This is a genomic window from Marinobacter sp. L-46 (assembly GCF_056859535.1).
Window position 1 is genome coordinate 16,161 of record NZ_JBSXOP010000017.1, and the last position, 13,663, is coordinate 29,823.

General features: G+C 57.6%; 11 protein-coding genes and 1 pseudogene. 8 read left to right on the forward strand and 4 right to left on the reverse strand.

What is annotated here, in order from left to right:
* The first annotated feature begins 1 nt into the window (after nt 1).
* Both AC13DJ_RS00900 and AC13DJ_RS00905 read left to right on the forward strand, forming a co-directional pair.
* A complete protein-coding gene (locus tag AC13DJ_RS00900; RefSeq protein WP_474540215.1) occupies nt 2–3,379 on the forward strand; it encodes an ATP-binding protein in 3,378 nt (1,125 codons plus the stop codon).
* Entirely contained in the window at nt 3,372–4,595 is a 1,224-nt protein-coding gene (locus AC13DJ_RS00905; RefSeq protein ID WP_482932843.1) for a Wadjet anti-phage system protein JetD domain-containing protein, read from the forward strand. The genes AC13DJ_RS00900 and AC13DJ_RS00905 overlap by 8 nt, the downstream gene beginning before the upstream one ends.
* A 5-nt stretch (nt 4,596–4,600) precedes the next feature.
* On the opposite strand, the gene AC13DJ_RS00910 is transcribed toward AC13DJ_RS00905, so the two are convergent.
* A complete protein-coding gene (locus tag AC13DJ_RS00910) occupies nt 4,601–5,587 on the reverse strand; it encodes a D-2-hydroxyacid dehydrogenase (RefSeq protein WP_474540213.1) in 987 nt (328 codons plus the stop codon).
* A 153-nt stretch (nt 5,588–5,740) separates the two neighbouring features.
* On the opposite strand from AC13DJ_RS00910, the gene AC13DJ_RS00915 reads away from it, so the two are divergent.
* Nucleotides 5,741–6,967: a pyridoxal phosphate-dependent aminotransferase gene (locus AC13DJ_RS00915; protein ID WP_022987986.1), complete on the forward strand. Its 1,227-nt coding sequence runs from the start codon at nt 5,741–5,743 to the stop codon at nt 6,965–6,967.
* Between the two features lie 69 nt (nt 6,968–7,036).
* Nucleotides 7,037–7,606: a YceB family lipoprotein gene (locus AC13DJ_RS00920; RefSeq protein WP_289102722.1), complete on the forward strand. Its 570-nt coding sequence runs from the start codon at nt 7,037–7,039 to the stop codon at nt 7,604–7,606.
* 83 nt (nt 7,607–7,689) lie between these two features.
* Here the strand turns inward: AC13DJ_RS00920 and AC13DJ_RS00925 are convergent, their stop codons facing one another.
* Complete coding sequence (locus AC13DJ_RS00925) at nt 7,690–8,949, reverse strand: aspartate aminotransferase family protein (protein WP_022988604.1); 1,260 nt, start codon at nt 8,947–8,949, stop codon at nt 7,690–7,692.
* A gap of 45 nt (nt 8,950–8,994) precedes the next feature.
* A complete protein-coding gene (locus AC13DJ_RS00930; RefSeq protein ID WP_482932844.1) occupies nt 8,995–10,149 on the reverse strand; it encodes an isocitrate/isopropylmalate dehydrogenase family protein in 1,155 nt (384 codons plus the stop codon).
* Between the two features lie 176 nt (nt 10,150–10,325).
* Here AC13DJ_RS00930 and AC13DJ_RS00935 point away from each other — a divergent pair, with 176 nt between their 5' ends.
* Nucleotides 10,326–10,454 (forward strand): hypothetical protein, encoded by a 129-nt coding sequence (locus AC13DJ_RS00935; RefSeq protein WP_482932845.1) that lies wholly within the window; start codon nt 10,326–10,328, stop codon nt 10,452–10,454.
* A gap of 23 nt (nt 10,455–10,477) precedes the next feature.
* Nucleotides 10,478–10,834 carry a hypothetical protein gene (locus AC13DJ_RS00940; protein WP_094624698.1) on the forward strand — a complete coding sequence of 119 codons (357 nt, stop codon included), beginning with the start codon at nt 10,478–10,480 and terminating at the stop codon, nt 10,832–10,834.
* Here the strand turns inward: AC13DJ_RS00940 and AC13DJ_RS00945 are convergent.
* Nucleotides 10,828–11,730, reverse strand: coding sequence for a LysR family transcriptional regulator (locus AC13DJ_RS00945; protein WP_289102717.1), 903 nt, complete (start codon nt 11,728–11,730; stop codon nt 10,828–10,830). The two genes, AC13DJ_RS00940 and AC13DJ_RS00945, sit on opposite strands and share 7 nt — an antisense overlap.
* A 147-nt stretch (nt 11,731–11,877) precedes the next feature.
* Between AC13DJ_RS00945 and AC13DJ_RS00950 the strand changes: the two genes are divergently transcribed.
* On the forward strand, nt 11,878–13,089 hold the full coding sequence (locus AC13DJ_RS00950) for an acyl-CoA dehydrogenase family protein (protein ID WP_482932846.1): 1,212 nt from the start codon (nt 11,878–11,880) through the stop codon (nt 13,087–13,089).
* 465 nt (nt 13,090–13,554) lie between these two features.
* Nucleotides 13,555–13,663 (forward strand): annotated as a pseudogene (locus tag AC13DJ_RS00955) (IS110 family transposase); the annotation flags it as partial.

Here is a 13,663-nt window from a genome sequence, read left to right on the forward strand (position 1 = left end):
TATGACCAGCATGGAGCGGTACGGCGATACATTTTTCCGGCAGGGGCAGATTCGTCTGGCGGAGCTTAGCGTCTATAACTGGGGCTCTTTTGAAGGATTGCACACGGCAAGGATCGATCCGGAAGGTACGTTGATTACGGGCGACAACGGCTCCGGTAAATCGACGTTTGTGGACGGCCTGATGGCCCTGTTACTTCCGGCTGGGAGGGCGACCTTCAATGTGGCTGCGGCGCAGGGTGACCGCACAGATCGCTCTTTGCTTTCTTACATGCGGGGTAGTTTTGGGGCGGCTCACGAAGGCTCAGGCACCAGAGTCAAAAGCAAGCGGGAAAAAGCTGTTGTCACCGGGCTGAGGGCACTCTATCGCGCTGATGATGATTCGGTGATTACGTTGGCGGCATTGTTTTGGACAACACAGGCGTCCAACTCACTAAGTGAGGTAAAGCGTGTTTATGCCGTTTCAAGGCGTAACCTCGAATTGAAAGAGTTGCTGGAAGCCTTTGGCGAGGGGAGTGTCACCGCGTTGAAGCAAATGTTACGCAATGACCCTCTTATCACCTGTTGTGATGACCGGTTTTCGGATTACCAGGAGCTGTACCGAAAACTCTTGTTTATGGAAAACAAGAATGCCCCGGCTCTGTTGTCACGGGCCCTCGGGCTCAAAAAGATTGATGACCTGACCAAATTGATACGCGAATTGGTTCTGGAGCCCAGCACCATCCGGGAGGATGCCAAAAAGGTTGTTGAGGAGTTTGGCGATCTGGTGGCAACACATGACCGGCTGGTGGATACCCGGGCGCAGGTAGAGCACTTGAGCCCTTTGCCTGACCTGTCACAAACACTTCGCCAAGCCGAGCAGGCATTGCAGAGGCTTCGTCTGGAAAAAGAGCATCTGGGGATTTACTTCGGAGAAGTGCTCGCACAGTTGTGGTCGGTTCAGGTGGAGGCACTTAAAGCTGAAGTTGAGAAACTGCAGGAGAAGTTAGAGAGTCTCGCGGGGGAGGAGCAGGAGGCAGAGGCTTTAGTCGAACGCCGTCATGGGGAGTATTTGAAGCATGGCGGTGAAAAGGTCGAGTCACTCAAAAAGGATATCCTCCAGTCATCAGGCAAGCTTGCCGAAGTGAGCCAGAAGGCATCTGCCTATCAGCAGGATATGGGGGTTCTTGGACTGTCTGATTTATTATCGGAAGAGGCCTTCTCTAGCAACAAAAAGGCAGTGGCAACTCTCCTTGGGACAATGGCCCAGAAAACCGAGGCCAGCCAAGACCACTTTGCGGATACCAGCGCAGAACTTGGCAAAGCGCAAGAAGCGATCGGGGTTCTTGAATCAGACATTCGCGAAATCAAGGCGCGGCCGGATTCGAATATTGACCATCCTTATCAGCGGCTACGTGAGGAGTTGGTGCAATCTCTTGGCCTGTCTGCCGATGAACTCATTTTCGTGGGCGAATTAATTGACGTGCAGGAACATGAGCGCCCCTGGCAAGGGGCTATTGAGCGAGCGTTGGGAGGTTTACGAACAACGCTGCTGGTGCCGGGAGATAGCTTCTCCATGGTGACCCGATGGCTTAATGCCCGGCATACCGGCCTCCACGTTCGTGCTCAGGTCGTTGATGACAAGTCTGGCAACCAGCGGCCGCCAGAGTTTAAGGAAAGTGGTTTTCTGAAAAAGCTGGATTGGCGTCAACACCCTTATCGCGATTGGCTCAAACATCACCTCAGCAAGTTTGACCTGGCCTGCGTGAACACCACCGAGGACCTGGATGTCACGCCCTTCTCAATGACCCGGGAAGGACTGATTCATAAGGAGCGAGGGCGGTTCGAGAAAATAGACCTATCCAGAATTGATGATCGTCGTCAATGGAGCCTTGGTTTTTCCAACAAAAGTCGTTTGTCCATATTGAATAGCGATCTCGGCCAACTCAAGCAGCGGGTGACAGAACTGGCTGACGATGTTGCCAAAGCCCGAAAGGCGATGGATGAAGTTAGCGGACGCAAAACGGTCCTGGAACGTGTGGATACCCTTCGCTGGGAAGAAATCGATGTACCTCGTTGGAAAGGCAAGCTCGAGCAGTTGAAGGAGGATTTACAGGCGATTGAGGCTTCGCAAGGAGATTTGGCCGAAGCAAAACGCCGATGGGAAGACGCGAAGCTGGTAAGGCAGAGAATTCAGCACGAAGTTGGAGAAGTAAAAAGTAAATTGGGAGGAGTGGACAATCAGCTGAAGATCTCGCGACAAACGCTAAAGCAAGCGCAGGAAGCCGCATCTCCGGGTATGACCGATGAGTGTCGAGGATTGCTGGATAAGCGTGTGGGGCCGATCACTCTAGATCAGGCCTATCAACAGGGAGAAGTTGAGAAAGAGCTGGATTCATTGATCAATAAAGAGCAGGCCCGCCACAGCACTGCATCGAATCGGGCCAACAATATTATGGGGGCGTTTAGAGGCAAGGACCAGTGGTTGCCGGTTGTTGTGGATTGGCCGACAGGTCTGGATGCGCTAGATGATTATCTCGAATACCTGAATCAGCTGGAGACCGAGGGCCTTCCGGTGTTGGTGGACCAATTCAGGGAACGCCTGAACAAGCATGCCACTCAGTCGCTCGCAAACATCAATAATAAGCTGAGTGCCGATCGTGAGGATATCCTGGAACGTATCGACACGATCAATGAGGTTCTTCGCCGCACCGAATTCCGTGTGGGTAGTTATCTGAAACTGGGTACGAGTAAAGAAAGGTATCCTCATGTCGTGGATTTTGAGCGCAAGCTTCGCAATGTTCTAGGCCAGGTAACCAGTGACGACCACGAGGGGCGTTTCAATGCCCTATCAGACGTAGTTTCTATCCTTGATAAAGCCAGCTCATCGGGAACTTCAGGTTCGCTGGAGAGCTTGCGCTTGCTGGACCCACGCTATCAGATGACGTTCTTCGCGGAGGAAGTGGACGCCACTACATTGGAAATTCGCGACGTACTTAGGTCGTCCAGCGGTAAATCCGGCGGCGAAAAGGAGTCGTTTGCAGGAATGGTTGTGGCAGCGAGCTTGGCCTATGTCCTGACGCCAGATGGCTATGACCGGCCTGTTTACAGCACGGTGTTTCTGGACGAAGCCTTCTCTAACACTGCCGAGTCTGTGAGCCGTCGCGTGCTGAAGGTTTTCAAGGAGCTGCATATCCATGTCAATCTGATCACTCCCTATAAGAATCTTAACCTGGCCCGAGAGTCAGCCCGTTCACTGTTAATCGCTGAGCGCGATGCCGAAAATCATGAGAGCCGCCTGTGTGAGCTGACGTGGCAGGAAATTGATCAAAAGCTTGCAGAGGCAAAGCGCTTGTCGGTTATGGGTGACGCGGAGTCATTGGGAATTGGGATTGATGAGTGATCGTAGTTGGGGGCTGATGCCGAGAGATGTCATTGAGCGCCTTCGGGAGAAAGAATGGTATCAGCGACGAGCACTAAAGGCCCGGCTTAAAGGCGAAAGGCCATTCCCCGTCAGTGTTAGCCTCAAGCCACCACGGGGACAAGAAGCTGTTTCAGACCTGGAACACTTTCATCGTTTCGTTTCAGCATGGAGAGCGTTCCCGAATCAGGGCTGCGTTCAATGGGAAAGCCAGAGCTTCCGTCAACTGTCCGTCCAGAGGGTGCCAGTTCGTTTCCGTGTCGCGGACATTGGGACACTAGCCGAATTACTGGGAGAGCAAGAGCAAACTGCATTAGGAAATTGGGAGCGACGAATTGGGAATATCCTTGCGCAACCTTTTGCCCAAGATGAAAAGATTCAGCGTGGACTATTCTCTGCATTGGTGGATAACCTTGAGGCGCTGACAAGTTTTACTGAGGATGAGTTGGGGCTGCTGGTCGGGTTGGTGCCGCAACTCAAAGCGGGTTTGGGAGGTGGCCGATACCTGCGAGCACTTCCGCTCACTCAGGTTGATACGAAATTCGTGGAGCAGAATCTCCATCTTATCGAATGCTTGCTGGATGTTCTTTGGCGTGGGGAGGTTAGTGCGTCAGGCGGACTTTTGGCTTGGCTGACATGTATCGAAAACCCAAAAGGTTGGTTGTTTGTACGTCCGCTATGTGACAGCTCCCAAACTGCTTTGGGTGGCCTTCCAATTCTGCAAATGGACACCGCTACTTTATTAGCTGTAGAGCTTCCGGCTAGCAACATTCTGGTTGTAGAGAATGTTCAATCCGGCCTTGGTTTGCCGCCGCTCGACAACACTATCGCGGTGTTTGGGGGCGGTAAAAACGTTTCCTGGCTTTCCGCTCCATGGCTCCAAGCAAAAAACGTGGGGTACTGGGGCGATATAGACTCAGAAGGCTTCGCTATCCTCAGCGATGCTCGCCGTCGATGTAAAAATATTGAGTCGATCATGATGTACGAGCAAGTGGTGGAGAAATTCACTTCTCGAATGGTTGATGAACCGAATTCGGTTGACGCCCCTCCGGCCTACTTAGAAGAACAGGAAAGTCGCCTATTTCATAAACTGCGACAAGGAGATTTTGCAAAGCCTCGCCTGGAACAGGAGAAACTTGCCGCCGATTTTATTTTCCAGCGTTTAAGATGCTGGGCTATAAAACGGATTGAGGAATAACCACGTTATTTCTTGTCCCCCGCATACCCGAGCTCTTTATCAACAAGGTTAAACAGCTCCCCCCCCTGGTGCCACCGGTCAAAGTTCTCCAGAAACTGATCGGTCAGCGCCCGCTTCCAGCCGATGAAATCGCCCGCCATGTGCGCCGTCATAATCACATTCTCCCGCTCCCACAACGGATGATCAGACGGCAACGGCTCCTCCTCGAACACATCCAGCGCCGCCCCGGCAATCTCGCCTTCATCCAGCGCCTTCACCAGGTCCCCGGTTTTCACAATCGGCCCACGGCCAATGTTGATCAGGCGGGCAGATTTCTTCATCACCGCAAAGGCCTTGGTATCAAACAACCCCTCGGTCTGGGGCGTCAGCGGTGCTGCAATCACCACAAAATCCGCGTGCCGAAGCTGGTCATAAAGTTCGTCATTGCCGTGCACCGCTTCAAAATCCGGGTCTGTCTTTCGGGGCGTGCGGGCAATGCCGTGGGGGTGCATGCCGATGGCCTTCACCAGCCGGCCGATCTGCCGGCCGATGGAGCCCGCGCCCACCACCAGCACCTGCTTGCCTTCTGCCCGCTCGGTATCCCGGTGCTGCCACTGGTGCTTGTCTTGAAGGCGGATGGAGCGGGGAAAGTCCTTGGCGAACATCAGAATGCTGCACAATACATATTCGGCAATAGTGCGGTCGAAAATACCCCGGGCGTTGGTGACGATAACATCGCTCTTGATCAACGCCGGAAACATCAGGGCATCTACCCCGGCACTGGTGGCGTGAATCCATTGCAGGCGGTCTGCGGCGGGCCAGGCGGCTTCCAGCGCTTCGGTGCGGAAGTCGGTCACCATCATCACGTCGGTTCCGGGCAGGGTGTCCCGCAGGGTTTGTTCGTCCCAGGCAAAGCGCACTTCGGCCCGTGCCTTGACGGCTTCGATGCCGGCCGGGGCATCTTCGCCCGGGGCGGTCAGAACAGTGATAACCGGTTGGTGGGATTCGGTCATTTCAACTCCGGAGATTGCTGAAGGCGTTTAATGGTCTTTTTATAGTCTGGTAGCGGGGCCGGCCGGGGTCAATGTTGGCGGTTTCCTTGTACCTCTCATTTTTCGTGACTACGCTGCAATCAGGCCTTTATTTCCTGATGCGTGGAGGTGCATATGGCAGACCCGGTGAACAAGGACACAGGTGAGTCCAAGCCGCGGAAAATGAAGTACCGTAAGGCGAAGGCCAGCTGGAACCCGGCCATGCAGGCCATCCCGGTATCCGGCATTCGCCGCCTTGTGAATATGGCAGCCACCATGAAGGATGTAATCCATCTTTCCATCGGCCAGCCGGACCTGCCAACGCCGAAACATATTATCGACGCCTATGTGGATGCCCTGAATGCAGGCCAGACCGGTTACACCATGGACGCCGGCCTGCCGGAGTTGCTGGTAGCGCTGCGGGACTATTATGGCAAACGATATAACCGCAAACTCACCCGCGATAACATCCTGGTGACCAGCGGCGCCACCGAGGCCATGTACCTGGCCATTTCCGCCACTTCGGCCCCGGGGCGGCAGTTCATCGTGACGGACCCGTCGTTCCTGCTATACGCGCCACTGATCCGCATGACCGGGGGCGAGGTGAAGTTCATCCCGACCCGGGCAGAGAACGACCACCAGCTGGACCCGGATGAAGTGATCCGGGCCATGGGCTCGCGCACCTTCGCGCTGATCCTGAACAACCCGAACAACCCCACCGGCGCGGTTTACCCTCGCAGTACCGTGGAGACGATCCTGGAAGAATGCGCCTACCGGGGCATCCAGGTGTACGCCGACGAGGTGTACGACCACATGCTGTTTGATGACGATGACTTTGCCAGTGTGCTCAACTGCTCTATGGACCTGGACAACATCATGTGCATCAGCAGCTTCTCCAAAACCTACAGCATGGCGGGGCTGCGGGTAGGCTGGGTGATTTCCAGCCAGGCCGCTATCAAGTCCCTGCGCCGGTATCACATGTTCACCACGTCGGTGGCCAACACACCCGCCCAGTTTGCCGGGGTGGCCGCACTGAACGGCGACCAGCAATGCGTAAAGGATATGGTGGATATATACCGGGAGCGGCGGGACAAGATTGTGGACCTGATTGACCAGACGCCATACCTCACCGGCTACAAGCCCGGCGGCGCCTTCTATGCCTTCCCGAACCTGCCGCCCCATGTGGACGGCTCTGATGTAGCCTTGCGGATGCTCAAGGAAACCGGCGTTTGTGCCGTGCCCGGGGATGCCTTTGGCGAAAGCTGCACCAACGCCTTGCGCTTCAGCTTCTCCACTCCCTGTGAGCGGCTGGATGAAGCCTTCGACCGGATCATTCCCTGGATGGCCAAGCAACAGTTCTGATACCGGAGTTTAAGTTGTCAGTGCCCCGGAGATGCCGCACTATAGTGGCATTTCCGAGGAGACTGACTTATGACGGACGTATTGAAACCTTTCCTGAGACTGGCTGCGCTGTTTGCCGTGGTGCTGGTCAGCGGCTGTGCCAGCTTTTCCCCGTATTCCATTTCCGAAGGTGAAATCGAAGGCCACCTGAAAAATGCCGTGGCCAAGTACGACCGTGAGCAGCTGAACAGCGGCTCGCCGCTCAGCCTGAGCCTGAGTGATGCGGATATTACCCTGGGGCCGGACGGTCGCGATGTGGCGGTCATCGATCTGAAAGGGCAGGTGGCCCTGAATGCGTTGATGACCAGGCTGCCGGTAGACCTGGCCCTGAAAGTGGAAGGTGCCCCGGTCTACGACAGCCAGGAAAAAGCCGTGTATATCCGCCGGCTGCAGTTGCTGGAAAGCTCTATTGATTCACCCTTCTTCAAAGGCGACCTGGCGCCGGTTACCGATACCGTGATGCGGGTGGTGGCCCAGATGCTGGAAACCATGCCGGTATACCGGCTGGATGAAACCGATACCGCCCAGCGCATGTTCGGCCTGGTGCCCATGGATATCCGGGTCGCCCCGGGCCGGCTGGAGTTTGTAATGGCGGAGTAACCTGCCTCGATCGCTGACCGGCATCCATAAAAAACGCCAGGTGGTTTCCCGCCTGGCGTTTTTCGTTGTTGCCGGTTTAAGGATCAGGCGGTGGCTTTAAGGGCTTCCTCGAAGATTCCGCACGCCTCGTCAATCTGCTGTTCGTTGACGATCAGCGGCGGCAGCCAGCGTACGATTTCCTGGTAGGGGCCGCAGCGCAGCATCAGCAGGCCCCGCTTCTCGCATTCCTTGAGAATCTTGCCGGCCCGCTCGCCGTCCGGGCATTCGCCCCGGCGCATTTCCACCCCGATCATCAGGCCCTTGCCACGCACATCGGCCATGTCCGGGTAGTCTTTCTTCAGGTTATGCAGGTTGTCCCACAGGCGTTTGCCCATGCGGTCGGCGTTCTGCACCAGGCCTTCTTCCTGGATCACCTCGATGGTTGCGATGGCCGCGGCTGCAGCCACTGCGTTACCGCCGTAGGTGCCGCCCTGGGAGCCGGGCCAGCCCTTGGCCATGGTTTCCTCAGACGCCGCCAGCGCGGAAATCGGGAAGCCGCTGGCCAGCCCCTTGGCAATCATGATGGCATCCGGCGTTACCCCGAAGTGCTCGTGGGCCCAGAACTTGCCGCTGCGGCCGAAGCCGGCCTGAACTTCATCGAATACCAGCATGATGCCGTGCTTGTCGCAGCGTTCCCGCAGCCCCTGCATAAAGCGGGCATTGGCGGGCACGTAGCCACCTTCCCCCTGAACCGGCTCGATCAGCATGGCAGCGGTTTCTTTCGGGGCGGAATAGGTGACAAAGATGCGGTCCAGTTCTTTCAGGCAGAAATCGGTGGCTTCGTCTTCACTCCAGCCGTAGTGGAAGGCGTGGGGGAAGGGGGAAACCACGACACCACCCATCATCGGGCTGACCCCGGCCCGAAGGCCGACGCTGGAGGTGGTCATGGACAGCGAGCCCATGGTGCGGCCATGGAATCCGCCATGGAACACAATGATGTTGGGCCGGCCGGTTACCTGCCGTACCAGCCGGATGGCCCCCTCGGCCACTTCGGTGCCGGCGTTGGAGAAGAAAAAGGCATTGAGCGGATCTGGTGTGAGCGCACCGAGTTTTTCCGCCAACTCCGGTAACCGGGGATTCATCACCGTGGTGGCCTGGGCGTGAATCATGGTGGCCACCTGTTTCTGGGCGGCTTCCACCACTTTCGGGTGGCAATGGCCGGTACTGGTTACCCCGATACCCGAGGTGAAATCCAGGTAGCGACGGCCGTCTGTATCAACAATGTAGGCGCCTTCGCCCTTGGCGGCGGTGATGCCGGTAGCCTGCTTGAGCAGGGGAGAAAGTTTGCCTTTGTGGTCGGTCATGGATACCTCCCGAAGTGAATGGAACAGCTCTCTATTGCAGCCTAGTCACGGGGCCAGCCGTTTACAAATAGCGTCGCCGATTTCACGGGTGGCGCGCCGGTCTCCGCCGTGTTCGGCCAGGTCTGCCGCCACCGCATCGAACAGTTCTTTGCCGGCCTGGGCCAGGGTCGGGTCTTTACGGCCCAGCCAGTCGAGCATGCGGGCGGTGGTGAACAGCATGGCGGTGGGGTCGGCAATGCCCTGGCCGGCGATATCCGGGGCGCTGCCGTGGGTAGGCTCGAACATCGACGGCATGTCCGGGTCTGTGGGGTTCAGGTTGCAGGAGGGGGCCACTCCCATGCCGCCGGAGATCACTGCGGCCAGGTCAGTCAGGATGTCGCCCTGCAGGTTGCTGGCCACCACCACGTCAAAGGCCCACGGGCTGGATACAAACTTCATGCAGGCGGCATCCACCAGCTCGTGGTGGGTGGCCACATCCGGGTATTCCCGGGCGATGTCCTCGAACACCTCGGTGTACATGTCGCCCCAGTAACGCAGGGCATTGCGCTTGGTTATCAGGCACACCTGGCTTTCACAGGTGGAACCGTCGTACCGGTGGAAGCTGCGGGTGCGGCCGTCCTGAACGCGCTCGGCGGCGCGCTGGCGGGCCTGCTCGAAACCGTAGCGGATAATCCGCTCGGTGGCCCGGCGGGTGAATACTTCCATCTGGGTCGCCACTTCATCCGGCGTGCCCTGGCGCAGGCGGCCACCCTGGCTGACATACTCGCCTTCACTGTTTTCGCGGATCACCAGCATGTCGATGTCCCTGGCGCGGTCATCTTTCAGGTACTGGCGGGCGCCGGGCAGTAACCGGGCCGGGCGTTCGCACACCCACTGGTCAAAGCCTTTGCGCATCTCCAGCAGGGGGGCGAGGGACACGCTGTCTGAAAGCAGGTAACGGTTGGTGTCATCGATCGGCCCGGGGTCTCCCAGCGCGCCCAGCAGAATGGCGTCGTAGGCTTTCAGTTGCTGCAGGGCGTCCTTCGGCCAGCTTTCGCCATATTCCTCATGCCAGGCGTGTGAGGGCCAGGGAAACCGTGTCCACTCCAGGGCCAGGTCGTGCTTTGCACGCAGGGTTTCCAGGCAGCGGACGGCTTCTGCCACCACTTCCGGGCCAATGCCGTCACCGGGGGTAACGGCGATGCGAGCGGTCTGAGCCATTCCCGAACCTCCTTCATGCTTTGCTGTAGGGTGTGATGCAACACCGACAGTGTAGTTCCCGGCAGGTCAGATGCCAGTGGCAAAGCCGTGTTTCCGGATTTGTTGTTTTACCCCTGAAGACATGCTGGCTATAGTGGCAGGTAATTGATTTCTGGAACGGCTTACTCAGCCAGATTGTGGCTGAGTGGGTGGAAGTGCCCGAAGAGTATTACTGGCTGCGATCCCAGGGCATTGTGCTGTATCAGGGCTATCTGTTCGCCCGGCCCGGATTCGAGTGCCTGCCGGAGCCGGTGTTCCCCGATTGATCATGTTTTAACAGGATGCCCACATGCTGTACCGGATAATGACCCTGATTGGCGGCCTGGTGTTTGTGGCCGCATTGTTTGCCCTGGTGTGGTTCTTCTGCAAGAAGTTCCTGGAGCACCACGATGTAACCGACCAGACCTCTGACCGGGCCATGGTGCTGGCCACCTGGACCTTTGCCGGTATTGCCATCGGGCTGGTGTTTGCCGTGGTGGGTGCCTTTGTACTGGGCCCCTGGGCTTTCTACCGCACCCTGCGGGGCCATGGTGTGAACATTTCCGATGGCGCCGCCATCTGGTGGGGGTTCGGGATTGTGGCGGTGTCTCTGGGCATTACCGCCACCGGCTTCTTCGGTTTTCTGATGCTGGTGGGGGCTTACTGATTCCCCGACAGGCTCCGCAGCAGATCCCGGAACCACACCAGCGCCGGTTCGCCTTCATAGGCCTTGTGCCAGTACAGGTGCACGTCTAACGACGGCAGCTGTGCCGGCGGGCTCATCACCTGAATATCGGAACGCTCGGCGATAATCCGGGCATAGGTTTCCGGCATGGTCAGCAGCAGGTCTGAATTTTCCACCACCCGGCAGGCGGCATAGTAATGCTGGCATCGCAGGCGGATATTGCGGCGAACGCCACGGCGTGACAGCTCGAAATCCTCAATGCCCGGCCCCTCGGTTCGGGACGACACCAGCACGTGTTTCGCCGCCAGGTAGGCGTCCATATCCAGCCCCCTTTTCACCACGGGGTGCCCTTCACGGGCCAGCACCACCAGCCTGTCCTGCCTCAGCAGTTCATGGCTGGTGTGATTGCTCACCGGCAGCAGCACATCAATGGCAAAGTCCAGCTTGCCGGCTGCCAGCTGGGTTTCCATATCCCGCCGCGGAATCCGCTGGCTGACGATTTCCATTTCCGGGTAAGGCTCCAGCCGGTTCATCAACTGAGGCAGAAAGGTGGACTCCAGCACATCCCGCAAACCGAGCGAGTAGGTTTTACGCTGGGTGGCCGGGTCAAAGGCGTGGAACTGGTTCACCGCACTCTGGACCTGGTTCAGCCCCGGGCGCATAGACTCCAGAAACCTCCGAGCCAGCGGCGTGGGCACCATCTGGTTACCCTGGCGGGTAAACAGCGGATCGTTGAAGTGATCCCGCAACCGGGCCAGGGAATGGCTGATGGCGGGCTGGGTCAGGTGCAGGGCCTTGGCGGCACGGGTCAGGCTGCCTTCCCGGTAGATGGTGTCGAAAACGTGCAGCAGGTTCAGGTCCAGTCGATTCAGGGCCATGATGGGAATCCGTTGTCTGAATTAGTAACACTAATGATAAATGATAAGAACAATTCAGTCGCGTAATAGAGCATCGGCTCCTAGACTGTTTGCCATCTGACTGAAAGTGCGCCCCCAACGGGGCAGGCAAGCGCGAGGAGCTGCACCATGGATTTTAACATTTCCGAGAAAGGCCAGGATTACCTCAACCGCGTGAAAAAATTCATGCGCGACGAGATCTATCCCATCGAAGAGCAGTACCACAAGGAGCTTGCCTCCCAGGATAACCGCTGGGTAGTACTGCCGGTCATCAAGGAACTGAAGGAGAAAGCCAAGGCCCAGGGCCTGTGGAACATGTTCTTCCCGGACGACAAATACGGCTGCGGCCTGCTGAACTCCGACTACGCCCTGATTGCCGAAGAAACCGGCCGCAGCTTCATCGCCCCGGAAATCTTCAACTGCAACGCGCCGGACACCGGCAACATGGAAGTGCTGATCCACTACGGCTCTGAAGAACAGAAAGCCGAGTGGCTGCCGAAACTGCTGAGCGGCGAAATCCGCTCCGCCTTCTGCATGACCGAACCGGCCGTGGCCTCCTCCGACGCCACCAACATGGAAGCCACCGCCACCGTTGAAGGCGACGAAGTCGTGCTCAACGGCCGCAAATGGTGGAGCACCGGCATCGGCCACCCTGACTGCAAAGTTGGCATCTTCATGGGCGTAACCGACCCGGACGCCCAGAAACATCGCCGTCACTCCATGGTGCTGGTGCCGCTCGACACCCCGGGCATCACCGTTGAGCGCATGCTGCCGGTCTTCGGTGCCTACGACGAGCCCTATGGCCACGGCCAGGTACTGTTCGACAACGTACGCCTGCCCAAAAGCGCCATCATCGCCGGCCCCGGCCGCGGCTTCGAAATCGCCCAGGGCCGCCTTGGCCCGGGCCGCGTACACCACTGCATGCGCGCCATCGGCGCCGCCGAACGCACCCTGGAGATCATGATCAAACGCGCCATGACCCGCGAAGCCTTCGGCCGCCCGATCGCCAAACTAGGCGGCAACCCGGATATCATCGCTAACGCCCGAATGAACATCGAACAGGCACGGCTGCTGACCCTGAAATGCGCCTGGGCGCTGGACACCAAGGGCATCATGGGCGCCTTGCAGGAAGTGTCCATGATCAAGGCAGTGGTGCCGAAGATGCTGCAGCAGATCGTGGATGAGGCGATTCAGATTCACGGCGGTGCCGGCGTCAGCGACGACGATTTCCCGCTGACGGCGTTGTTCGGTTACGCTCGGGTTCTGAGATTGGCCGATGGCCCGGACGAGGTTCATCGGGCTATGGTGGCCCGGTTGGAGCTCCGGAAGTACAAGTCCTGACGTTGGTTCGGGCCTGGGAGCCTGTGTTCTCCTGGCCTCTTGGTTGGGAGCAGGGTGTTCGTCTTGGCCGCCAGTATTGGTGATGGGAGCGGGTGGGTTGGGGGTTCTGAAAACCGCTCCTTACGGCACATCCCTGTGGCGCTTCTGCTCCGCCATCCATGGCTCCGCAAATTTTCAGAACCCCCAACCCACCCGCTCCTTCAGACTGCGGAGAGGGATGACCGGGTGAAAACACTCTATGCCGTGAGGCATTAAGGATGTGCCAGCTAGATTTGGTTTTTTGAACAGCTGACTAGAGAGTATGGGAGTTGGTGCTGGAAGGGCCTGTCCAAAAATTTCGTAGGCCATGGATGGCCGGAGAGAAGCGCACATGGATGATGGGATGAACACCTCTTGTTGAGATCGGCGTCAAAGCGCCACTATTAGATGTGCGAAATCAATAGGTCAACAACAAGAGGTGTTCAGATGAACGTTACCCTAATCGGAATCGACTTGGCAAAAACTGTCTTTCAGGTTTGTGGTGTGAACCGAAGCGGCAACCCGGCGTTCAATCATCAAGTGCGCAGGAATAGGC